Origin of the sequence: Kurthia huakuii LAM0618 (assembly GCF_000505545.1) — a bacterium.
GTDB lineage: Bacteria > Bacillota > Bacilli > Bacillales_A > Planococcaceae > Kurthia > Kurthia huakuii.
This window is the reverse complement of sequence record NZ_AYTB01000016.1, coordinates 243,001-267,223: the sequence shown is the minus strand read 5'-3', so window position 1 is coordinate 267,223 and position 24,223 is coordinate 243,001. Positions and strand designations below refer to the sequence as shown.

Genomic DNA, 24,223 nt, shown 5'->3' with positions numbered 1-24,223 from the left:
AATTTTAATTGAGAAATAAGAGTTAGACTTTAAAGATAAGAAATGCAACCTCCGGAGGTATAAAAACAACCTCTTAAGGTAAAAGCAATCTCCGGAGGTATAAAAATAACCTCCTAAGGTAAAAACAACCTCCGGAGGTATAAAAACAACCTCCTAAGGTAAAAACAACCTCCGGAGGGCTTAGATAGTTAAATAAATAAATTATAAGTTTTATAAGCTTGATTCATATGAGTAGGTTTATCAGGATGCTTTAAAATTAGTTCTTGACTCTCTACCAAAGGAGTAATAATAGTTTTTCTTAAATGAGTTTCATTACGATTTAAGATTTCTGCAATTTCTTGAAGAGTTAAAAATCGTCCTTCACAGATGGTTAGTACAGCATCCTTAAGTTGTTGTGGTTTTGTTCTTTTACTCTCAGCAATATGAATTACTTTCGAACGTAAAGTAGTCAATAAAACTTTATCAGCTTCATTAGAACTAAAAAGAATATAAGTTAATTCACCATTATCATAATTTTTTTTGATAATTTTTTTTTGTTCTAATTTCATAAATATTTTATTTATAAAAGTTGATTTTTGGTTAAGTATAGTTTGAGCTTCTAATAGCGTGAGGCTTTCTTGCTCGTAAAGGAAACCTGTTTATTGCAAAATAAAAGTGCAGACTTGTGCAAAGAATTTGTACAGAGTCCTGCACTATTTTTGTGCATAAAAAAAGACTTGCCAGCCACCCCAAGTCCCTCTACTGTTTAAGGTGTCGAAGCCAAAACAGGGAGGTAAGAAAGGATGCTAGCAATGTCTGAAGTTAATTGTATCAAAACATTACGAAACGAAAAAGGATTATCGATTACTGAAATCGCAAAAACAATGCAAGTCAATTGGCGTACTGCTAAAAAATATGGTGACGGGGATCAGCTCCCTCAAGAGAAAACTCATTTAAAAAAAGGCATGATGTACGATGAAAAATGGGGAGAAATCGTAGTTGATTGGTTAGAAGAAGATTTAAAGCTCAAGAAAAAGTTACGACGAAAAAACAAAAAAATATTTGAGGATCTAGTAAAAGAGGGTTTCCAAGGTTCTTACAGAACGGTTTGTAATTTTATTCAAGAATGGAAGGTGGCACAGGAAGAAGAAGCAGACAAAGGCCACGAACGCTTAGCACATCCAGAAGGAGAAGCTCAAGTAGACTTCGGTATCATGGAGGCAGTTCAAGATGGTGAAATATTGGATGTTCACGCATTAATCATGTCATTTCCAGCAAGTAATACAGCATTTTCCGTACCAATGCCAAGCGAAAATTTAGAGTGCTTTTTAGGAGGACTTCAAGAGTTATTTAAACAGGCTGGAGGCGTTCCTTTGAGCATTCGAATTGATAACTTAACACCTGCGGTGAAAAAGGTGAGAAAAGGCGATTCAGAAGCAGAACTAACAGAAGCCTTTCGACATTTCCAGCAATATTATGGGTTCAAAGTGCAAGTGTGCAACCCACGCAAAGGAAATGAAAAAGGTCATGTAGAAGGTAAAGTAGGTTATGTTCGTTATAACTTCTTTAGCTTACCACCAGTCATAAAGGATCTGGAGGATTTAACAAATCAATTAGAACAACAATTAATCAATGATCGCCAACGGATACATTATAAAAAAGAAGTGCTGATTGATGAGCTATGGCAGCAAGAGCAAAAGCAGTTAATCAAATTACCAGAAGAATCGTATCCAGTATTTAAGCAATTCCTAATCAAATTTAATAAATATAACGAGTTCAAACTTGATGGGCATTTAATTCATGTGCCAAGGGCAAGGAATTACGTTCAACTTTCTTGCGTGACCTATTGGGACTCGTTTAAAGTCATTACAAATGACGGCGAAATTTTATTATCTGATGCACGTCCTTATATGAGAAAACGTCGTTTTATTCCGTGGAAAGAAATCTTAAAGGATTGGTTGAAAAAACCACGTGTTGTGGGGCATTCCCGTTACGCAAACTATTTACCAACACGCATTAAGGAATATTTAACGGTCCCTTCACTAGTATTGAGAAAACAGCGAATCAATGAATTACTGACGCTTTTACTCACACATGATATGAATGACATTGATCAAAATTTCTATGATTATATTGGACGTGAGTCTGAGGAACTAGAACACCCTTACGGTGTGAATTGGACAGAATATGATGCATTATCACCAAAAGGAACGGAGGCGTCGAATCATGAATGAAGCGATTTTAACACTCTGTAAGCAATTGAGATTAGCACACGTAGCAGAAGCGATTAAAGAAGTCCCTTTTACCGAACCAGAAGAATATATTTATCAAATCTTATTAAAAGAGCAAGTAGGCAGAGAACAAGCCAAAATAGCACGCAACTTGAAACAGGCACGTTTTATCGATACGAAGACGCTTGAAACCTATCAGTGGCATAAAGACATTTGTTTACCTAGTCATTTAACAAAAGAAGAATTAGAGCAGCTGGATTTTATTCAGAGAAAAGAGAATGTTATTTTAGTTGGCGCACCCGGCACAGGTAAGACACATTTAGCCTCAGCCCTTGGCCGAAAGGCTTGTGAGTATGGGTTTGAAGTCCGTTTTTATCGCGTTTCACATTTAGTTGAGGAACTAGAGCAAGCCTTGCATACGGGGAAAATGAAGCAATTTAGAAATAAATTAGAAAAAGTGGATTTAATGATTTTAGATGAAATGGGTTATTTGCCTTTTGGCAAAGAAGGAGCAGAATTACTATTTCAAATTATTTCAGAATTCTATGAACAAAAGAGTCTGATTATCACATCAAATTTAGAGTTTAGTCAGTGGAACCGTATTTTCTCGGATTCACGTTTAACGGCAGCTCTGGTGGATCGTTTGATTCACCATGCCCATATTATTTCGTACACGGGCCAAAGCTTCCGTTTAACAAACGCATTGTCGAGAAAATAAGGAAAATATCGGGTGGCAACATTCTGTATTTTTCGTTGCAATTCTCTGCACTTTTTTATTGCAAAACACAGGAAACCGATTAATTTTAATTCGTAAGGGTTTAAGGAATCGTATTCAGTGGAGAATATTTCCTTTAATTCTTTTGAAATATCACTATCAATTATAGGTGTAGTTTTCAACAATAGCGTAATATTTTCAGGCTTAAATGATTCTTCTAAAGAAGGTAATTCCCATTGATATTTTTTCCATGTATTATGAATATTTTCTAATCCAAACCCAGATCGTTCACCTAAACCTAAAAGTGAAAATATTTTAAAAATATTTTTGTTCCGGGCATCACTAGTACCACCTCCAATAGCTTTTTCTAGAGGTATGCGTAAGAGACCTGGATTAATAAATTTGTATTCATTTTTATTTTTCTCAACTATAATATTCCCTTTTGTAAAATAATCAGCATGAATAATTGTATTTAAAAGAGCTTCTCTTAAAGCTTTATGTAAATCAGTATCTGATACACGCCCTAAATCTGTCTCGTCAATTTTAAATGGTACTTTTAAATCTTCATTAATTCTAGCGATAACTTTATTATAAAAATCATATAAGTTACCTGACCATTCGCCATTCTGTGAAGTAAATCGATTTGACCAACGCTGATCTTCATATTCGTTCACGTGTTCTCTATAATCTAGAAAATAATTATGAAAATAGCTGGTTATATTCATTTCTTGTCCAAAAACTAATAGCCCTGCTGCTGTTAAACCTTCTACTTTTTTTTCTCTATCTTTGTCCCAACCACCAATTCTTCTTAAAAAATCAATATCATCTAACTCATTCCAAATATGAGAAGGATTTCTGACAGCAAAACGTTGTCTATATCTTTTGAATGAGTCTTTATCAAGATCGTCGAATGAATATTTATCTAAAACTATACTATCTCTCGTAATATTAGAAGATTCTGCAATCATATTATCAACTTCTTCTTTAGAGCAGCGATAGTCGCCTTCAAAGTTTCTTCGATATGTTCCAATGTATGGATTTTCATTTACAGATACAGGTTTTTGTTGTCTCAAAGCTCTAGGTACTGTAATTTTTAAAATATTAAACTCATTTAAATAAATATAATACTAAGAAAAAGAAAGCGAAGCATGAAATTACTACGAAATAAAACTCTTTGTGAGAACGTTTTTTCTTTAAAAAATGATAAATAGTAGGAATTAAAATAATTAATCCAACCATGGAGTAACCTAAAGTAGCATAAATATCAGACATATTAAAACTTCCTTCCAATCTAAAGGAAAGGCGCTGTTCCTTTTGCGTGCGACCCAAACAATAAAATAAAAGCTGGTTGAAGTTCTTCGTTCAAATGGTCAATGAGTTGCTGCGTTATTTGTTTATCTAGCATAACCGTCACCACCTTGTTCTCATTATAAAAGATTCTGTAACGTTTTTGTACTTCGCAAGTTAGTTCAGTAAAGGAGGGGAGCTTTTGGATTTTGAGGAAATTTATCGCGCATATTTTCAAGATGTCTATTTCTACACATTGTCGCTTATGGCAGATAAGGAGCTGGCAGAGGAAATTACGCAAGAAACCTTTTTTAAAGCATTGAAATCGTTGCATCAGTTTGATCATAAGAAAGATATTCGCGCGTGGCTGTTTACGATTGCAAAAAATACATACTTTACGCACTACAAAAAACAACAGCGTGTCATCGAAACAGAGCCTCAGCAAAATGTGCAGCTTGTTGATTATTTGGTCGATGAAGAAAAGGCGCTAAGAATTCACCAGTTTTTGCATGCGATGGAGGAGCCATATAAGGAAATTTTCTCGCTTCGGACATTTGGGGAGCTGTCGTTTGAAACGATCGGGCAACTATTTGGAAAAAGCGCTGGATGGGCGAGGGTGACGTATTATCGCGCTAAGAAAAAAATAATGACGTATATGGAGGAACAATATGACGGAAATTAAGTGTTCGGTAATAGAAGATTTACTGCCACTATATGTCGATGAAGTGGTGAGTGACGATACAAAAGAACTTGTAGAAGCACATCTCAAAACATGTGAGTGTTGTCGACAAGAATATGAGCAAATGAAAGGGATTTTATATGTGCCGATTGAGCATGACACATCGATGTTTGAGCATGTGCAAAAGCGCTGGAATCAAAAGAAGTGGCTTCTTATTTTAAGTTCCACACTAATTGTAGCGATGATGTCAGTAGCATTATTTAGCTTGACCTTTCATTATACAAAACCAATTGCCTATACACCTGAATTATTTAAGGTGGAGCAACAATCAGATGGCACGCTTATGATGAATTATTACGGTGATAGCCATGCAGGTTCTAATTTCATGCACCCGGTTAAGATGAACATCAATGGTGAAGAGAAAAATGTCAGTTTTGTGTTCTATGAACAAAGTTTTGCGAACTCACCTACGCGCACGAATTTACGAACAGATGTAGCGAGTGAAGGGGATCACTTTACATTATCTGAAAGTGAAAAAATTGATGCGGTGTACTACGGTGAATTTGATGCGAAAGAATTTATGAAAAGAGAAGAACAAATCAAGCATATGACATTGATTTGGGAACGTTAAAAAGGAGGGTTCGCCAGCAGCGAATCCTCCTTTTGCTTTCATCTTCATACAACGAATCCGCTTCAATGTATAGCACATCTCCACCCCAATGTTTAAATTGAACAGAATCCAACTAACAACACTAGATTGATGAATTTCTAAAATAAGTGTACGCTAGAGTTGTTCAACCAAGGAGGTTTGCGAGCATGAAATACGATGCACATCAGATGAATCAATTACTAAAGAAACATCCTGAATTACAAAAAGAATTAAAATCATTGATGAAAGATATGGGATTAGAGCGTCATCTTGCAGTTAAAGCACTTTATCATTCACAAGTGTCAGACGGCGGTAATTACCAAACTCAATATCAAGATTTAAATAAATAATCGTTTTGGGGTCAGCTTCGGCTGGCTCTTTTTTTGTCAAAACGGGTATAGATAATGATGAAAATAGGATTGCTTATCATCGTCGTTTGTTTAGTCGCGTGCCAACAAGAGAAGGAGGACAAATCCATGTCACTTATCGAAGCAGTGCAGCAACAAAATGAACCGCAAGTCAAAGCGCTTTTAGCACAATCAGTCGACATCGATGCACAAAATGAGAAAGGCGAAACAGCGCTCCTTATTGCGACGCATCAAAATGATATCGCCATCGCTAAAATGCTTATTGATGCCGGGGCCGATATTAACAAGCAAGATGCTATTGAAGATAGTGCGTACTTATATGCCGGAGCGCAAGGGAAAACGGAGATTTTAGCGTACATGCTAGCACATCATGAACCCGACCAAACAATCGTCAATCGCTACGGAGGCAATGCGTTAATTCCAGCGGCAGAGAAGGGGCATTTAGACAACGTGAAGTTACTACTTGAAGATGGCCGCGCTGGTATAAATCATCAAAATAGTTTTGGCTATACCGCGTTGATCGAAGCGGTGGCGCTAACGGATGGCTCAAAAGTATATCAGGACATCGCGAAAGAATTATTGAAACATCATGCCGACACAAAACTGCGTGACAATAATGGCAAAACGGCGCTTGATTATGCGAATGAAAAAGGCTATACCGAGCTGCAGACGCTACTTAAAAAGTAACATGTTCAATATCTTGATGTTATGATAAGTACAATGATGATATTGAGAAGAGGGACATGTATGAATTTGACGAAGATTAAGGAGCAGCTTCAACATGCGCAGCCGTCGTTTATTGGGGAAGAGTCGGCATTTCGTTCAGCGGTTGTGGTGCCGCTTGTTGACATCAATGACGAGTTGCATGTGTTATTTGAAGTGCGTTCACTGACGATGCGTAAACAACCTGGCGATATTAGTTTTCCGGGTGGCAAAATCGACCCAACGGATGCGAATCCACAAGCTGCAGCGCTCCGCGAGTTGTATGAAGAATTAAGCGTACCACCATCATCGGTCGATGTGTTATCAGAGCTTAGCCCACTTATTATTTCGCCGACATTTGTCATTTATCCATTCGTGGCGAAAGTGGATATGCGCGAAGTGAATACATTAAACCGCGATGAGGTTGCCGAAGTGTTTACAGTACCACTGCAATGGCTGTTAGATTGTGACCCGGACCTACATCACGTATTTATGAAACCAACGCCAGCAGATGGCTTCCCGTTTGATAAAATTATGAATGGTGAGGACTATGAGTGGCGTGCACGTGCGATCGATGAATGGTTTTTTGAATACAATGATTATGTCATTTGGGGACTGACAGCGCGCATTTTAAAGTACTTTTTAGAGCGCATTCAAACGGACTTTTAACAGGTCCGTTTTTTTAATGAGCGTGCAGTAAGCAAACACTAAATTTTTTCCGCCACTTCATGTAGCAGATGGGCTATAATAGAGAGAAAGCGCTTTAATTTCAATTTTTTAGTGAATTTAAAGAGCGAACGAGGGGGATTCTTTATCGAAGAGGGGATATGGCGTTCAATACATTGGTAAGTAGTAGGTTAGTGGATTTTGTCATTTAATAGGTAGAAAATGTACTAATTGCGAATTTAGTGATTTGTGAAATGTACATAAAAATGCACGAATTTTTCACTTTTTGCTAGGTTAAATAGTGTATAAACCGGGTATCGCAGTATTTATTTTATTCGATAAATAAGTATGATACACTGTAATAAGGTAAATTATTGATACAGAAATGGTGTGTGACTAGGTCGCGCTTTGGCTGGCTTGTTGCGGTAAAATAGATGGCTCGCCGACATCCTTTCTGCAAATCTTATGGTATAAGGAAGGTAAACATGAGTAATAAACAAACTACAACAGACGTTATCTTAGTTGGTGCTGGTATCATGAGTGCGACATTGGGGACACTCCTAAAAGAATTAGCACCCGATTGGAAAATTAAAGTATTTGAAAAATTAGACAAACCAGGTCTTGAAAGTTCTAATGAATGGAACAACGCAGGTACTGGTCACTCTGCTTTATGTGAACTTAACTACACTCCTGAAAAAGACGGTGTAATTGACACAACAAAAGCAATCAATGTAAACGAACAATTCCAACTTTCTCGTCAATTCTGGTCTTATTTAGTAGATCAAGGTCGCATTGCAGATCCTTCAGAATTCATCATGCCAATTCCACACATCAGTATGGTACAAGGCACTGACAAAGTTGAATTCTTGAAAAAACGTTTCGCGGCTCTTAAAGACAACCACCTATTTGAAGGTATGGAGTACTCTGAAGACCCAGAAACATTAAAAGAATGGTTCCCATTAATTATGAATGGCCGTACTAGCCAAAGCCCAATCGCTGCAACGCGCATCGAATCGGGTACTGACGTAAACTTCGGTTCATTAACTCGTATTTTAATGGATAGCTTTGAACAACAACCAGGCGTTGAAGCTACTTACAACGCTTCAGTTCAAGACGTGAAACAAACGGCTGATGGTCTTTGGGAAGTTAAAGTGAAAACTGCAGACGGTAAATTAGAATATGTGACATCTAAATTCGTATTCTTAGGCGCTGGTGGCGGTAGCTTACATCTATTACAAAAAACAGGTATCCCTGAAAGCAAACATGTTGGTGGATTCCCTGTAAGTGGTCTTTGGTTAGTATGTAACAACCAAGAAGTTGTAGATCAACATCATGGTAAAGTTTACAGTACAGCTGAAGTAGGTGCTCCTCCAATGTCAGTACCTCACTTAGACACTCGTTATATCGACGGTAAAAAATCATTATTATTCGGACCTTTCGGTGGCTTCTCACCTAAGTTCTTAAAAACAGGTTCTAACATGGACTTAATCAACTCTGTTAAACCAAACAACTTATTAACTTTACTTGCTTGTGGCGCTAAAGAAATGGGCTTAACGAAATATTTAGTACAACAAGTTATGTTAAATAAAGAACAACGCGTTGAAGAATTACGTAAATTCGTTCCAGAAGCAAAAGATTCTGAATGGGAAATCGTAGTTGCCGGTCAACGTGTACAAGTAATTAAAGATACTGAAAAAGGCGGTAAAGGTACGCTTCAATTCGGTACAGAAGTAATCACTGGTGCGGGCGGTTCAGTTGCAGCCTTATTAGGTGCATCTCCAGGTGCTTCTACAGCTGTTAAAGTTATGCTTGACGTTATGAACAAATGTTTCCCAGAACAAATGCCAGAATGGGAACCGAAAATCAAAGAAATGATTCCTTCATACGGTCAAAAACTAATCGACAACCCAGAATTATTCAAAGAATTACATGATGCTTCAAATAAATCTCTTAAATTACATGATTAATTAAGCGTTTCAAAACCCCTCGTACAAAAGCGAGGGGTTTTTTCTGTATTTTATTAAAAATACTATTAAATGTATATAAAGGATAAAAATTTTTAATAATAACAAAACACTGTTTCTGTCTAAAGCCACACGTTGTATTATTAGGATTAGAGCAATAGCTTATTTTTTATAATGGAGGTAATAGTATGTTCGCAGCAATTAATGGCACGAAGATATATTTTGACGTTGAAGGTTCAGGATATATCCCAGATGGCCCTCGTATGGTGAAAAAACCTGTTCTTTTTGCGGTGCATGGAGGTCCAGGAAGTGACCATTCAGATTTTAAGCCGTGGTTGACTCCTTTAACAGAGGATTATCAGATTGTTTATTTAGACCAACGTTCAAATGGTCAGTCAGAACGCGTAGATCCAGCTACTTGTACGTACGACCAATTAGCAGCTGATATTGAGGCACTGCGCAATTATTTAGGATTAGAAAAAATTACTGTGCTAGGACATTCATTCGGTGGCATGATTGCGCAAGAATATGCGACGCGCTATCCGGCGTCCGTCGAAAAATTATTATTGATTGATACGGCACCAAGCTATGAATTTTACAACGAAGCATTAGCTTTTGCAAAAAATACCGCAACACCAGAGCAATATGTAAAAATTCCTGAGCTATTCGAAGGTAATATTCGCGATGATGAACATCTAGAAGAATGGTGGACAGTGTGCTGGGATTTATATTGGTATGACTTCAAAGAAGAAATTGGTAACGATACCGGGGCGCGTCCAATTGGCTCACTCGATGTGTGTAACTACACCTTCAAGCATTTAATGCCGCATTATGATGTGCGCGAGGCTATCACAAAACTAGACATTCCGACACTCATTACAGTAGGTCGCCATGATTGGATTACACCGGTGACACAAGCTGAAGAAATGCATCGCTTAATTCAAGACTCAAAGCTTGTCATCTTTGAAAAATCAGGACATCAACCATTTATTGAAGAACATACACATTTCCTAGAAGTCGTACGTAAATTCTTATTAGCAGGTACAAAATAATGCAGGCATTTGAACAATGGAAAGCCACTCGTCAACAAGATATGCTAGCACCACAAGGCGACGCGTCACTTATTGCGATGCATGCTATTAAAGAAGCGATGATCGTGCCAGAAGTGCCAGGTACGTGGACACCGACAACTGATGCGCCGGGTTTAACCGTGCGTGCAACCGCAGCAGATGGTTTGAAAATAAATGGTCAGCTAGTAGACGGCAGCTATGACGTAATCGCCTATATGACCGTAGTAGAAGCAGCAGATGGTCGTACGATGATGGCAACAAATCAGCCGGAATCGAATCATTTATTAGCAGTTTGGGATACAAGTTGTGAAGCGCGAAAAAATTATGTAGCGATTGACACGTATATGTACAATGAAGCGGCGGTATTTGAAGGGCAGCTTGTTCAACATGCAGAGCAAACTTTTTCATTTACACATACGAGTGATCAGGCAGGTACACGCGAGCACGCATCGATTGGTGAAATAGTCGTCGACATTGCAGGCGAGACATATCGTTTGCGTCCATTTGCAGCCGGTGCTTACTCGATTATTGTTTTTCGTGATAGTACGAGTGGCGCTGACACATATGGTACGGGGCGTATGCTCGTAATTGAGCCAGATGTAGCTGGCCATGTGAAGTTAGATTTCAACTATGCCTTTTTACCACCATGCGCTTTTTCACCACATTTTAATTGTCCGATGCCGCCGTTTTCAAATCGCTTGAAAACAGCAATATCAGCTGGCGAAAAAAATGTCCTATGGCAATCAGTAAAATAAGGTTAATTTTTGAATTCAAATAATGTATATTAGATTAGTATGAATTGGAGCTTAAGGGAAGTAGTATGAAATCCTTTGAAATAACAAATAATACCTCTTTTTCGCTTTGAGACAATTAAAAAGGAGTGAAAGATATGTTCAAAAAATTATGGCTTATGATGACCGTTATGGTAATCGTTGTCGTTCTAGCTGCGTGCGGCGGCAAAGATGAAGAACAGCAACAAGGGAAAAGTAGTGATAAAAACGTCATTAATATTGGTGTGACGTATGCGCCAAGTAATATCAATCCGCTACAACCAGTCGGGTTAGTATCAACGTACGTTTCCAATTTATTATTCTTACCACTTGTTGATTTAGATTCAGAGTTAACGTATCAACCGATGTTAGCAGACTCAATCGAAACGAAAGATAATAAAACATTCACAATCAACTTAAACAAAGAAGCTAAATGGACAAATGGCAAAGACATTACAGCAGATGATGTTGTGTTCACAATGGAATTAATGGCGAATCCAACGGTTGCTTCAAACTACGCGTATATGTTTGCGATTGTTGACGGTTTAGATGACGCAGGGTTCCTTCCAAAAGGGAAAGAGTCCATCAAAGGCGTGAAAAAAGTCGATGATAAAACAGTCGAAGTGACAACAAAAAATCCAACAACATTAACAATTTTTGAAGATACAGTAGGTCGTTACTTATTAACACTTCCAAAATCAGAGCTTGAAAAAATCGACGTTGCAGAAATTAATAAAAGTGATTTCATGAAAAATCCAACCGTGACATCAGGTCCATTTAAATTATCGAAAATTGATACGGATCATTATGTAGAAATGGTGCCAAACAAAGAGTACTTCAAAGGCGCTTCTAAATTAGAGCAATTAAACTTCAAAGTCTTACAAGGAAATCAAATCGCAGCACAACTGAAAAGCGGCGAAATCGATATGAACATTCCATCTGCAGGAATGATTCCAGTATCTGATTTTGATACGGTGAAAGGCTTAGACACATTAACAACAAACTACGGTCAGCCACTTGCAACACAATTTATGTACATCAATGAAGAGGTCGTAAGTGATGTGAAAACACGCCAAGCGATTTCTTATGCGATGAATCGTCAGCAAATCGTTGATAATTTATTAAAAGGTGCTGGCGAAGTAACAGATGGTTTCTTCACAAGCATGAGCCCGTATTTAGATAAAACAATCAAACCGGTTGCGTATGACGCTGCGAAAGCACAAGCATTAGTAGACGACTCAAAATGGGATAAATCGAAAAAATTAAAATTAGCTGTTCTTTCAGGGGATGCGACGCTTGAAAAAGCGGCGAATATTATCGCTGAAAACTTACGTGCAGCAGGTATCGAAACACAAATCCAAATGACGGATTTAAGTACACTACTCGATGATATCGTCAAAAAAGACTATGACTTAGCAGTATTAACGGTATCGATTACACCAGTTAACCCATTACCAGACATCGCGTACTTTATCGGTGAAGGCAATCCAAATGGCTATAACAACAAACGCGTCAATGAAATTTTAGCTGCTTTATCAACAGAAGTGGACGAAGCAAAAATCGAAAAATTATACAGCGAGTTACAACAAATTACACAACAAGAAGTACCAATGCCATCCATTTACGCAACGAAAGCTTTAGGTGCGGTAAACAAACGCGTTCAACGTGCAACACCTAGCGATTTCGGTATGTTCATTAACGTAAACGAATGGACAGTTAAATAATTAAGATAGGCGGTATAACAATGGAAAGCTTACTAAGTGTAAAGCATGTAACGACGGCTTTTGATACGGAGCATGGAAAAGTCATCAGTACTTCGGATGTCAGCTTTGATGTGAAGCATGGTGAAACGCTCGCAATCGTAGGCGAGTCGGGTAGTGGTAAAAGCGTTACGGCACTTTCCATCATGCGTCTGCTAGGAAAAAACGGTCATGTTGAAGAAGGCGAGATTTTATTAAATGGGATTGATTTAGCACAAGTATCGGATCATGAGATGCAAAAATTGCGTGGTAATGATGTCTCGATGATTTTCCAAGAGCCGATGACCGCGCTGAATCCGGTGTTAACGATAGGCTATCAACTTGTTGAAGCGATTCGCCTGCATATACCACTCGAGAAAAAAGCGGCGAAAAAGCTCGCGATAGAGATGCTTGATAAGGTTGGGATTCCACAGGCGGAGCGCGTGATTAAACAATTCCCGTTTGCGTTGTCAGGTGGGATGCGCCAACGTGTGATGATTGCGATGGCACTTGTTTGTAAGCCCAAACTACTTATTGCCGATGAGCCGACAACAGCACTTGATGTGACCGTACAGGCACAAATTATTCGCCTGCTGCATTCATTATGTCAGGAGTACGGGACAGCTGTTATGCTGATTACGCATGACCTAGGTGTTGTTGCGGAAATGGCAGACCGCGTCGTTGTTATGTATGCAGGGCAAGTTGTCGAAACGACCGATGTATATACGCTGTTTGAACAGCCGCTTCATCCATATACAGTAGGTCTACTCAACTCGATTCCATCAATGGATTTTGACAATAAAGAATTACAGGCGATTCCGGGAAGTATTCCAGCAAATTATAATCAGCTTCCTGGCTGTCGTTTTGCGAATCGTTGTCCACTCGCAACCGAGCATTGTAAAACAAATAAGCCGGAGCTAACGGATACAGGAAGCGGGCATTTAACGCGCTGCTTTGAATGGCGCCAGCTTCAGCAAGGGGGCAATGCATAATGGATACGCCATTGCTAACAGTGAAAAACGTCAAAACATATTACCCTGTGAAAACAGGCTTTATGAACTTACAAACAAGTTATGTGCGTGCAGTTGATGACGTATCATTTGAAATTTATGAAGGCGAGACACTTGGTTTAGTCGGTGAATCGGGCTGTGGTAAATCGACGCTAGGGCGCACGATTATCGGCCTCGAGCCACTGACAGACGGTGAGATTTTATTCGACGGCAAGCCGATGAATTTCCGTACGGACCGCGTGAGCTTAAGCAAACAAATTCAAATCGTCTTCCAAGATCCGTATTCTTCATTGAATCCACGTCTGACGATTGGCGATTTATTAGCGGAACCGCTGACGGTGCACAACATCGTACCACGCAATGAAATTCAGCAAGAAGTGACGCGTTTACTACAGCTCGTTGGCTTATCAGAAACAGCAAAAGCACGCTATCCGCATGAATTCTCAGGTGGTCAACGTCAGCGTATTGGCATCGCGCGTGCACTCGCACTTCGTCCGCGTTTAATCATTTGTGACGAGCCCGTATCGGCACTTGATGTGTCCATTCAGGCGCAAATTATGAATTTGTTCAAACAATTACAACGCGAACTTGGCTTAACGTATTTATTTATCGCACACGGCCTTGGCGCTGTAAAATATATTTCGGATCGTATCGCGGTGATGTACGCTGGGAAAATTGTTGAAATGGGTACTGCCGAACAAATTTTCAAAAATCCACAGCATGAGTATACGAAAAAATTACTCGGTGCTTATCCGATTCCAGATCCAACAAAGCGGAGTATTTTAACACAACAATAGGAGGGGCAGTTGCATGTTCGGTTACATTTTACGACGGTTACTCATCGCAATCCCCGTCCTATTTGGGGTAACGGTTATTAACTTTATTATTATGCGTATGGCACCGGGAAATCCGATTGATATGCTTGTCAGTCCGAAGCTCCCAGATGCGGCGCGTGAGGCCAAGGCAATCGAGCTTGGCTTGAATGACCCAGTTTATTTGCAGTATTGGAACTGGCTGAAAAACTTAGTGATGCATGGCGACCTCGGTTATTCGATGTACACATCAGAGCCGGTCGTCTCGATGATTTTAGAGCGCATGGGGCCTACATTAATTTTAATGGGGACAGCGCTTGTGCTAGGCTTGCTTATTGCGATTCCGCTTGGTATTTTAAGTGCGACAAAACAATATTCAAAGCTTGACTACATCTTTGTGACAGGGTCATTTTTAGGGATTTCAATTCCAAACTTCTTCTTAGGATTAATCCTTGTTTATGTTTTTGCGGTACAACTAAGCTGGCTACCATCTGGCGGCATGAAAGAAGTGGGCGGCGATGGTGGTTTTGGGACATTGCTTGTGCATATGATTTTACCGATTATTGTGCTAGTTGCGAATGTTGCAGGGCGTAACATTCGTTATGTGCGTTCGAGTATGCTTGAAATTTTAGGACAAGATTACTTGCGTACGGCGCGTGCGAAAGGCTTGAAGGAATTATTTGTCGTCAATCGCCACGCACTGCGCAATGCGTTGATTCCAATCGTTACGATTATCGGCTTAGAAATTCCGATTTTATTCGGTGGCGCCGTTGTTATCGAGCAAATTTTCTCATGGCCAGGTATTGGTCAATTAACACTCTCTTCGATTATGAATCGTGACTACTCAACATTAATGGGCTTAAACTTAGTAGCCGCCTTTGTCGTAATTGCGGCAAATATTTTGACGGATATTGTTTATGCCTTTGTTGACCCACGCATTCGAAAAAGCTACGTTGGGGGTGCGAAGTAGTGAGTCTGTTTAAGCGTTATTTTAATAAAAAGAAATATGATGCAGAGCATACAGTGACATGGTCGGAAGATATGCCATCAAAGGGCTTATTTTTAAAGCGGTTTAAAAGGCATAAGCTTGCAGTAATCGGCTTTTTCTACTTAGCGATTATTTTACTATGTGCGATTTTTGCGCCGTTACTTGCGCCGTACAATCCGAATGAAATTACCGATGCATTTGGTGAAGGACCATCGATGGCTCACTGGCTTGGGACCGATGATATTGGGCGCGATATTTTGAGTCGCGTATTATATGCGGCGCGTGTATCGCTATCTGTTGGTGTTGGTGCCGTGGCGATTGCGGCGGCAATTGGTGCGGTACTTGGTTTAATTGCCGGTTACTTTGGCGGCATTATCGATGGCATTATTATGCGTATTACCGATGTATTTATGTCGTTCCCATACATCATGTTTATCCTTGTTGTCGCAAGTATCGTAGGCCCTGGCTTAACGAATATTATTATCATTCTTGGCGTGCTCGGCTGGCCGGGGATTGCGCGTCTTGTACGCGGGAATGTGCTTGCGATTAAACAATCGGATTATGTGAAGGCGGGGATTGCGCTTGGCTATAGTACGCCGCGTATTTTATTCAAACACATCTTACCAAATACGATTGCGCCGATTTTAATTTATGCCACATCAGGCGTTGCCGGTGCTATTTTAGATGAAGCGGCACTTAGTTTCTTAGGGCTTGGTGTACAGCCACCTGATGCTAGTTGGGGGAATATGCTATCGAGTGCACAATCGATTACGATTTTGACCGACCAACCGTGGTTATGGATTCCGCCGGGCATTTTCATTTTGCTGACGGTATTATCGATTAACTATATTGGTGATGCACTTCGAGATGCACTCGATCCACGCAACGTGAAATAACGAATTTAAGAAGTAGCGACAAATTTGTCGGTGCTTCTTTTTTTGTTAAAAAAGCGTTGCAAAATAGCTCATTTACATGAAAAATGAGAGTAGGTTAAAATAAGAATACTTAGGAGGCTTTTTAGATGAAGTTTTTAGGATTTATCGTTGGAATAGCAGCAGTGCTAGATATTCAACAAAAAGGAATTGGCTACAAAATGCTACCAATACAAGCACAGCAATGTTTAACAAAAATTTTTGGTAAATAATAGAATCATGATGAGGACTTGTACTATTAAGCAAGTCCTCATTTTTGTGAGCTGAATCTTCTAATATTTAGCTGTATATCCTTCTGAAAAAGCATATAATAGAGAAAAAGTAGTGAGGAGTGGAACTAATGGGTGTCATTTGTTCACGCAATAATGTTAAGGTATTAGGTCAAGGGAATCAAACGCTGATGTTTGCGCACGGATTTGGGTGCGAGCAAACAATGTGGCAGTATATTACACCTGCGTTCGAATCAACATATAAAATGGTATTGTTCGATTATGTAGGAGCAGGTCAGTCAGATTTAAACGCCTACAATGCAACGTATCGCTCAGCGGATGGCTATGTACAAGATGTGTTAAATATTATCGATGAGTTGGCACTGAAAGACGTTATTTTTGTCGGTCATTCCGTTAGTTCAATGATTGGAATGCTTGCAGCAATTGAGCGCCCGGAAGCATTTAAAAAAGTGATTATGATTGGGCCATCTCCTTGCTATTTAAATGACGGAGACTATCAAGGCGGCTTTGATGAAGAAGATATTCAAGAGCTACTACAAACGATGGAAATGAACTTTACTGGCTGGGCAAGCTATATGGCGCCATTTGCACTAAGCCAAGATCCGGAATCATCAACTGTACAAAGCTTAGAGAATGTATTTGTATCACAAAATCCACGTATTGCCCGCGAATTTGCAGATATGACTTTCCATTTAGATTGTCGTAATCGTCTGGCGGAAATGACTGTGCCATCAGTAATTTTACAATGCGCTGAAGATAGCATTGTACCAGGTCATGTTGGTCATTATTTACATGAACATTTACCACACAGCTCTTTTGAAGTATTAGATGTGAAAGGGCATTATCCACATATCAGTCATCCAGAAGTGACCATTGAACGTCTGAAACATTATGTGAAAGAGGGATAGCAATGGATATTCGTTTGAGAAAAGCTCCATGTGGCTTTTTAAGTACGAATGATGAAGGAAAAATCGTCGAAGTGAATGAAACATTTTTACGCTGGATTAGTTATACGGAGCAACAGTTGCTAGGGCAACATGTTGAAATGTTACTAAGTCCAACGAATAAATTAATGTTTCATTCTTATTTTTACCCAACGATTCAATTAAAAAATATCGTTGAGGAATTTTTCCTGTCAATGCGCGACAGTAATAAAAAGAGCGTGCCATTTTTAATGAATGCTAAACGTTATATGCGCGATGGTGAGGAAGTCATTGACTACATATTAATGAAAATGCAGCACCGCTTAGAATATGAACGCGAAGTACAATCATTAAAAATTCAAGCTGAGGAAGCATATGAAAAAAAATCACAAGCCTTTGATCATCTTGAACAAATCTATGCGGAGATTGAGCAAAAGCAAAATGAATTAATGGCCATTAACTTAGGGTTGATTGAATTATCGAATACCGATAAGTTAACAGGATTGTATAATCGTCGCTATTTTAGCCAAAAAATGAGCGAGTTTATACGCGCCTTTGACATGGAACATGTGCAGTTTTCATTACTTATAATCGACATTGACCATTTTAAAAATGTCAATGACACGTATGGGCATCAGGTTGGCGATATTGTACTTGAACAGCTCGCGCAACTTTTGAAAGAAGTCGTTGGCGAGCAGGGCGTTGTTTGTCGCTTTGGTGGCGAGGAGTTTACGATTATTTTAATTGGACATTCGCAACAAGTTGCAGACGACATTAATAAACGTGCAGCGGCAAAAGAATGGCCGCATATTCACAAGCTGACAGTGAGCGTTGGCATGGCTAACTTCACTGAACATGATGACGAGCAATCGTTGATTCAGCGTGCAGATGAAGCATTATATTATTCAAAAGAGCATGGCCGCAATCGCGTGACCATTTATGAAGAAATGCATTAAAAAAGAGGCTGGGACACACGTGTAAAAACATCCTCTCAGATGAGCATAAGAAAAACCGGAATCGCGCTGTGGCGCGGTCCCGGTTTTTTGTTGCGAACGCTAAAAAAGGAACATGAACTGTTTTGTCAAAGCCTCTTTTTTTACTTTCGCACGATAAAGCTTAAATGGCGACCAGCTTGTTTGTGCTGACGATACGAGAAGCCGCTATCGCTTTTAAATGTGCAAACATTTTCAATCGTAATATTTTCAGCTGGAATACCAGCAAGCTCGCATTGCTTTTTCACCGTTTGCTGATTGTCGATATGGTATTTTTGCGTGGCGTCTTTGAAATACATCCAGTCATTCGCATAACCTAACGTTTTAAATTTCGTATAAACATCTTCATCGACTTCAAATTTTTCTTGGCTTAGTGCCGTCCCAATTTGCACGCGCACATTTGTTAAATCAACATGCTCATGTTCTTTTAAATGTGTAAAAGTTTTCAGTGAAATTTCCTTCACCGTACCTTGCCAACCAGAGTGAATGGCTCCGATTAACGTAGAGTCTGTCGCATAAAATAATACCGGTACGCAATCTGCTGTAAACGAGCTGAGCACAATATTTGGCTCAAACGTATAAAGCGCATCAGTTGCTGGAATCGCATCATCAGCGCGTAATGTCCCACGTCCTTTATCTGCCGCTGTGACTTTATAATATGTGGCACTATGGGTTTGATTGGCACAAACAAAATCTTGTAAAGAATGGCCAATTGAAGCAGCTAAATGTTCGCGATTTTGAATAATCGTTTCTGGATTTTCACAAACGTGAAGAGCCATATTGTTTTTTTCGGGCCGTGTATCATCTTGTAGCGAGATGCCCATTAAAACTTGTTCATTGTTCGTATAAATTGTTGTTGTCATCTAATCACCTCTACGTTCATTATATGATGGTTCATCATCAACTTTGGCATTTTTACTTTCGTAGCGCGCTTTTTTTGGTCGTTCAAGCGGCGTAATATTAATAATAAAGTAGCCGATGATTAGCAGCAGTACGACCGCACCATATAAGAGCATATTGATAGCGCTTGAATGGTCAATAATAATTAAACGAATCATCGCTGTAATGCCGATATAAATAAAATAACGAAGCGGGAAGTGGTAGTCCTCTTTGAAATATTTTACGATCATCGTGATGAACTCAAAGTAGAGGAAAAAAGCTAATACATTCGCGAGAAATTCTTCGTGCGTATACTTTGAGTCATGGTCAAACAATAAAATATCTGCGAAAATAAATAGCTCTTTTATCATTGAGAATACGAGAAATGCTGATAACCCAACTAAGGAAATATTTAAAATCCATTGCAATACCTTTGGGAATACAACTTTAAATTCCATATTTTTCATAAATTTCGCCTCACTTTCATTATCGTTAAAGTAATTTTCACATACTGAAATAGAATGTGCAAAGTATAGTGATGTTGTAAGCGTTTTTAATTTTGTAGAAAGATTTTGACTTTTGAATTTAAAGTGTTATAATTCTTATAAGATAACTTGGTATTAACGAAAAGGGAGCGATTGACATGAATACGAATACATTTTTCCGCACAACAAAAGCCAATACATTTACAGTACGCAAATTTTTTAAAAACGTTGCAACAGATATTGAAGCGCAATTACGTCAGTGGGATGATGCTTACCGTGTAGAAGTGGAAACGTGGAGAACGTATACGTTGTCAGTCACGAATGGCAAGCAAAAATTCCGCGTTGCGCTGTCAAAAAATGACGTGGAATTACTGCAACATACGCATCCTTATGCGCTTGATGAAAAGTTATGGACACTCCTTGAAAAACAAGGGCTTGAAGTGCAAGATATTAGTGAGTATATGTACATTATTGTGAATTACGATTTATATCGCCGCGACCGTTTACGTGTTGCGCGTTAATAAAAATGGTGCCCCCCGGTTCCGTTTATTAATAGAGAAAAAGAGGCTTGGAATATTCCGAGCCTCTTTTGTTCGTTAAATTTTAAATTGTGCAATCGACTGTTCAAGTGATGTTGCGAGTTCAGCAAGGCGATGCATTTCAGCTTGCATATCATTCATCGAGTGAAGCGTATTTTGAGCCGAAGCTGTTACTTCCTCGGTCATCGCATTTGTTGTTTGTGCGTGACTTGAGACGCTATCGATACTGTTTGCTAACTGGTCTGTCACTGAAGCGATTTCTTCAGTCGTTGCAGAAACACCTTCAAGTTTCGGCGTCATGCTTTTGATTTGCGACATAATATTCGCAAAGCGTTGTTCAGCTGTATTTGTGACAACAACGCCTTCATCTACTTTTTGAAGCGTTGCGGCCATTTGTTCAACTGATTGTTTCGTGCTTGTTTGAATCGTCGTCACAAGAGAGGCGATTTGATTCGCTGAGCGTTGCGAGCTTTCAGCGAGTTTGCGTACTTCATCAGCTACGACTGCAAAGCCTTTGCCATGCTCGCCGGCACGCGCCGCTTCAATCGAGGCGTTAAGTGCTAACAGATTCGTTTGATCAGCAATTTCTTTAATCATCTCAAGCATTTTACCAATTTCAGCGGTGTGTGTATGCAAGGAATGAATTTGCTCATTCGATGTTGCTACCGATTGCTTAATACCTTCCATCGTTGTCACCGCTTCATAAATTGCTTGTTGCCCAGAGTGTGCATGTTCGAGTGAGGTAGTCGAAAATTCAGCAACATCGGTAATGCTTTCTGCAATTGTCGTAACACCTGTTGCGACATCATTGATTGCATAGGAAGCTGCTTGTAAATCATTCGCTTGGCGCTCGGTCGTTTCACTTACTTGTGTAATAGCTGTCGTAACGTCTTGCGTACTCAACATATTTTGTGCGATATGCTGATCCATTTCGTTACTAGAATGCGTTACTTGCTGCGTGTTATTTCCGACATCGCGTACGAGCGTTGCTAAGTTTTCTTTCATCGCATTTAATGTCGTTGCTAATTGACCAACTTCATCACGGCGTTCAATAGCAATATCGACTGTTAAATCGCCATCGCGAATAAGCTCAGCCTTTTGAGCCATCGTTTGCAATGGACGCGTAATCGAGCGTACGAGCCATAAAATAATTGCGATGCTAATGAGTACAATACAAAGCGCAAAGACAATATTCGCTACTGCGATATCTTTTGCGGCAGCGGCAGCTTCATCTTTATAAAGCGTGCTCATCACTTTCCAGCCCGTCGTCGCATTCGTGTCATAGAGTAAAATCGTATCGCCGTGGTCAAATTGCCCTTTCATTTTCGTCAACTTCGAAGTAATATCACTCGATACTGCTTCACCACTATCGATTTTTTTATCAGCAATATAATGGTTCGCTAAATCGATAATTGATGTATAGCCATGATCGCCGATTTTAACGCCACCTGCGATATCTGAGAGTTTTGAAATCGACATATCAATGCCGACAACGCCACTACCATCGGCCAATTTTTTTGAAATCGTCACGACTAAATCGCCACTTGATTTAGCAATATAGGGATCTGTAATAGCAATATCGATGCTCATCGCTTGTTTATACCATGGACGTTCGCGTGGATCATACTCATCTTTTTTGTAAAGGAAGTATGGCATACGAATCATGTCGCCCTTTGCACTTCCAACGTACGCCATCGCCACTTCTGGATGCTCACGCACATATTGGTCAAGTACATTACGCACGTTGCTATCTTTAGCGAGCGATAAATCATCCGATGTTAGTCGTGTTGCCAAATACGATACGTCATGTATTTTTGGCTCAATTAAACTATCAATGCTGTCATTTAAAAGGGCCATATTAGAAGTGGCTGCTGTGAGCTGCTCTTCTTCAATTTGTTGCTTACTTGAGTTGTACCAAAATACGCTACTCAATAAAATAGGAATAATAATAAGTGGTAGCAAAAATATTAACATTTTATTCCTTAGTTTAGTGCTTTTAGCCATTGTAAATCTCCTTGTTGTAGTCTTAAAGTTCGTAAACAATCGTATCATAAAAGCTATTAATTGTTAAAAGTTTTAGAAAAATATATGTATTTATAAATCGTAATAAAAAGAGGCTGGAACATACGTGTAAAAACACCCTCTCAGATGAGCATAAGAAAAACCGGAACCGCGCCACAGCGCGATTCCGGTTTTTTGTTGCGAACGCTAGAAAAGGAAAATGAACTATTTTGTCCCAGCCTCTTTCTAGATATCTTAGTAAACTTTGTCACCGTTAAAGATTGAGTTTTTAACAATTACATAATCTACGTTGCGGATTGATTCTAATTTTGTACCACCAGCATATGAAATAGATGATTGTAAATCTTGTTCCATTTCAACAAGTGTATCTTTTAAAGAACCTTTATGTTCTACAAACATTTTTTTACCTTCAACGTTTTTCTTTTCGCCTTTTTGGAATTCAGATGCTGAACCGAAGTATTCTTTTACTTTTTTACCTTCAACTTCGATTGTTTCACCTGGAGATTCTTCGTGACCTGCAAATAGAGAGCCGATCATAACCATTGATGCGCCGAAACGTACAGATTTAGCGATATCGCCGTTTGTACGAATACCACCATCAGCGATGATTGGTTTCGTAGCTGCTTTTGAGCACCAACGAAGAGCCGCTAATTGCCAGCCACCAGTACCGAAACCAGTTTTGATTTTTGTGATACATACTTTACCAGGTCCGATACCCACTTTTGTAGCGTCAGCACCAGCGTTTTCAAGTTCACGCACAGCTTCTGGTGTACCAACATTACCAGCGATGACAAAAGCGTTAGGAACTAATTTTTTAATATGTTGAATCATTGAAATAACGGCATTTGAGTGACCGTGTGCAATGTCGATTGTAATAAATTCAGGAGTTAAGCCTTCGTTTGCTAACTCTTCAACGAAATCGTATTCTTCTTGTTTAACGCCAACGCTAATAGAAGCGATTAAACCTTTACGTTGCATTTCTTTAATGAAGCCAATACGTTTTTCAGGGTTGAAGCGGTGCATGATATAGAAATAGCCGCCTTCAGCTAATTTTGTTGCGATTGATTCATCGATAATTGTTTGCATATTTGCAGGTACAACTGGTAGACGGAATTTATGCCCACCTAATTCTACTGATGTATCACATTCTGAGCGGCTGTTCACGATACATTTTGCCGGAATTAATTGAATATCTTCATAGTCAAATACGTTATCCATTTAAAAACACTCCTAAAAGCGAATATTATTTTTTGTTTTATTTAAAACGTTCGTCCTTTGGTAATTTACAATATTTTGATAGCGCTGTCAAACCTTTTTACTGACATTTTTAAAAAAATTAACGTCAGCTATATAAATTGTATTAAAAAGCAAAAAAATATCACAAATTATGAAATCAGCTTGTGACACTTTATGTCATTTGGTGCTTGAAAATTACTGTGTAACAGTTGTTTTTTACAATAACGGATGTTCAGCAAGCATTTTTGAGAGATAGCTTGAATGATTGTTTGAGGGCCAACCCGCATTTAGAAAGCTATCTTCTTTTTTCTGTAGAAATTAATCATTTTCTGTTAAATTAACGAAATATTCACTTT

25 protein-coding genes are annotated in these 24,223 nt (G+C 39.1%); 19 read left to right on the top strand and 6 right to left on the bottom strand.

All coding sequences use genetic code 11. The features are described 5' to 3' along the window. Positions 1-188: 188 nt before the first annotated feature. The gene (locus V514_RS0114860; RefSeq protein ID WP_029500679.1) at positions 189-548 is read right to left on the bottom strand and encodes a hypothetical protein; all 360 of its coding nucleotides are present in this window, start codon (positions 546-548) and stop codon (positions 189-191) included. Between the two features lie 234 nt (positions 549-782). Between V514_RS0114860 and istA the strand changes: the two genes are divergently transcribed. Further along, positions 783-2,213, top strand: a complete 1,431-nt coding sequence (istA, locus tag V514_RS0114855) for an IS21 family transposase (protein ID WP_029500678.1) — start codon at positions 783-785, stop codon at positions 2,211-2,213. Next, on the top strand, positions 2,206-2,928 hold the full coding sequence (gene istB, locus V514_RS0114850; protein WP_035944561.1) for an IS21-like element helper ATPase IstB: 723 nt from the start codon (positions 2,206-2,208) through the stop codon (positions 2,926-2,928). The genes istA and istB overlap by 8 nt, the downstream gene beginning before the upstream one ends. Here the strand turns inward: istB and V514_RS19315 are convergent. Beyond that, positions 2,859-3,998 carry an ATP-binding protein gene (locus tag V514_RS19315; RefSeq protein ID WP_152528991.1) on the bottom strand — a complete coding sequence of 380 codons (1,140 nt, stop codon included), beginning with the start codon at positions 3,996-3,998 and terminating at the stop codon, positions 2,859-2,861. The genes istB and V514_RS19315 overlap by 70 nt on opposite strands. A gap of 416 nt (positions 3,999-4,414) precedes the next feature. On the opposite strand from V514_RS19315, the gene V514_RS0114835 reads away from it, so the two are divergent. The 16 genes from V514_RS0114835 (at position 4,415) to V514_RS0114760 (ending at position 18,670) form a co-directional block, all read left to right on the top strand. After that, positions 4,415-4,894 (top strand): RNA polymerase sigma factor, encoded by a 480-nt coding sequence (locus tag V514_RS0114835; RefSeq protein ID WP_029500677.1) that lies wholly within the window; start codon positions 4,415-4,417, stop codon positions 4,892-4,894. Beyond that, a complete protein-coding gene (locus V514_RS0114830; protein ID WP_029500676.1) occupies positions 4,881-5,522 on the top strand; it encodes a zf-HC2 domain-containing protein in 642 nt (213 codons plus the stop codon). The genes V514_RS0114835 and V514_RS0114830 overlap by 14 nt, the downstream gene beginning before the upstream one ends. 185 nt (positions 5,523-5,707) lie before the next feature. Continuing rightward, complete coding sequence (locus V514_RS0114825; protein WP_029500675.1) at positions 5,708-5,890, top strand: hypothetical protein; 183 nt, start codon at positions 5,708-5,710, stop codon at positions 5,888-5,890. A 54-nt stretch (positions 5,891-5,944) separates the two neighbouring features. Further along, positions 5,945-6,595, top strand: a complete 651-nt coding sequence (locus tag V514_RS0114820; protein ID WP_035944922.1) for an ankyrin repeat domain-containing protein — start codon at positions 5,945-5,947, stop codon at positions 6,593-6,595. A 60-nt stretch (positions 6,596-6,655) separates the two neighbouring features. Beyond that, complete coding sequence (locus V514_RS0114815; RefSeq protein ID WP_029500673.1) at positions 6,656-7,279, top strand: NUDIX hydrolase; 624 nt, start codon at positions 6,656-6,658, stop codon at positions 7,277-7,279. A gap of 431 nt (positions 7,280-7,710) precedes the next feature. Continuing rightward, entirely contained in the window at positions 7,711-9,243 is a 1,533-nt protein-coding gene (mqo, locus tag V514_RS0114810; RefSeq protein ID WP_268744227.1) for a malate dehydrogenase (quinone), read from the top strand. Between the two features lie 185 nt (positions 9,244-9,428). Further along, a complete protein-coding gene (locus tag V514_RS0114805) occupies positions 9,429-10,292 on the top strand; it encodes an alpha/beta fold hydrolase (RefSeq protein WP_029500671.1) in 864 nt (287 codons plus the stop codon). Next, entirely contained in the window at positions 10,292-11,065 is a 774-nt protein-coding gene (locus V514_RS0114800; RefSeq protein ID WP_029500670.1) for a DUF1684 domain-containing protein, read from the top strand. The genes V514_RS0114805 and V514_RS0114800 overlap by 1 nt, the downstream gene beginning before the upstream one ends. Before the next feature lie 134 nt (positions 11,066-11,199). Then, a complete protein-coding gene (locus V514_RS0114795; RefSeq protein WP_029500669.1) occupies positions 11,200-12,804 on the top strand; it encodes an ABC transporter substrate-binding protein in 1,605 nt (534 codons plus the stop codon). Positions 12,805-12,824: 20 nt separating this feature from the next. Continuing rightward, positions 12,825-13,811: an ABC transporter ATP-binding protein gene (locus V514_RS0114790; RefSeq protein ID WP_029500668.1), complete on the top strand. Its 987-nt coding sequence runs from the start codon at positions 12,825-12,827 to the stop codon at positions 13,809-13,811. Continuing rightward, a complete protein-coding gene (locus V514_RS0114785; RefSeq protein WP_035944920.1) occupies positions 13,811-14,626 on the top strand; it encodes an ABC transporter ATP-binding protein in 816 nt (271 codons plus the stop codon). Before V514_RS0114790 ends, V514_RS0114785 begins: the two co-directional genes overlap by 1 nt. A 13-nt stretch (positions 14,627-14,639) precedes the next feature. Next, positions 14,640-15,611 (top strand): ABC transporter permease, encoded by a 972-nt coding sequence (locus tag V514_RS0114780; protein ID WP_029500666.1) that lies wholly within the window; start codon positions 14,640-14,642, stop codon positions 15,609-15,611. Next, positions 15,611-16,525, top strand: a complete 915-nt coding sequence (gene opp4C / locus V514_RS0114775) for an oligopeptide ABC transporter permease (protein ID WP_029500665.1) — start codon at positions 15,611-15,613, stop codon at positions 16,523-16,525. The genes V514_RS0114780 and opp4C overlap by 1 nt, the downstream gene beginning before the upstream one ends. A 125-nt stretch (positions 16,526-16,650) precedes the next feature. Next, entirely contained in the window at positions 16,651-16,773 is a 123-nt protein-coding gene (locus tag V514_RS20795; RefSeq protein ID WP_268744226.1) for a hypothetical protein, read from the top strand. 128 nt (positions 16,774-16,901) lie between these two features. Further along, on the top strand, positions 16,902-17,699 hold the full coding sequence (locus V514_RS0114765) for an alpha/beta fold hydrolase (RefSeq protein WP_029500664.1): 798 nt from the start codon (positions 16,902-16,904) through the stop codon (positions 17,697-17,699). Positions 17,700-17,701: 2 nt separating this feature from the next. Then, positions 17,702-18,670 carry a sensor domain-containing diguanylate cyclase gene (locus V514_RS0114760; RefSeq protein ID WP_029500663.1) on the top strand — a complete coding sequence of 323 codons (969 nt, stop codon included), beginning with the start codon at positions 17,702-17,704 and terminating at the stop codon, positions 18,668-18,670. A gap of 140 nt (positions 18,671-18,810) precedes the next feature. Here the strand turns inward: V514_RS0114760 and pgeF are convergent, their stop codons facing one another. Both pgeF and V514_RS0114750 read right to left on the bottom strand, forming a co-directional pair. Next, entirely contained in the window at positions 18,811-19,569 is a 759-nt protein-coding gene (gene pgeF, locus V514_RS0114755; protein WP_029500662.1) for a peptidoglycan editing factor PgeF, read from the bottom strand. Next, a complete protein-coding gene (locus V514_RS0114750; protein WP_029500661.1) occupies positions 19,570-20,052 on the bottom strand; it encodes a phosphate-starvation-inducible protein PsiE in 483 nt (160 codons plus the stop codon). It lies immediately after the preceding gene. A gap of 176 nt (positions 20,053-20,228) precedes the next feature. Between V514_RS0114750 and V514_RS0114745 the strand changes: the two genes are divergently transcribed. Next, a complete protein-coding gene (locus V514_RS0114745) occupies positions 20,229-20,591 on the top strand; it encodes a hypothetical protein (protein WP_029500660.1) in 363 nt (120 codons plus the stop codon). Positions 20,592-20,666: 75 nt separating this feature from the next. Here the strand turns inward: V514_RS0114745 and V514_RS0114740 are convergent, their stop codons facing one another. Together V514_RS0114740 and guaC are read right to left on the bottom strand one after the other, a co-directional pair. Then, entirely contained in the window at positions 20,667-22,613 is a 1,947-nt protein-coding gene (locus V514_RS0114740) for a methyl-accepting chemotaxis protein (RefSeq protein ID WP_029500659.1), read from the bottom strand. A 252-nt stretch (positions 22,614-22,865) separates the two neighbouring features. Continuing rightward, positions 22,866-23,849: a GMP reductase gene (guaC, locus tag V514_RS0114735; RefSeq protein ID WP_029500658.1), complete on the bottom strand. Its 984-nt coding sequence runs from the start codon at positions 23,847-23,849 to the stop codon at positions 22,866-22,868. Between the last annotated feature and the right edge of the window lie 374 nt (positions 23,850-24,223).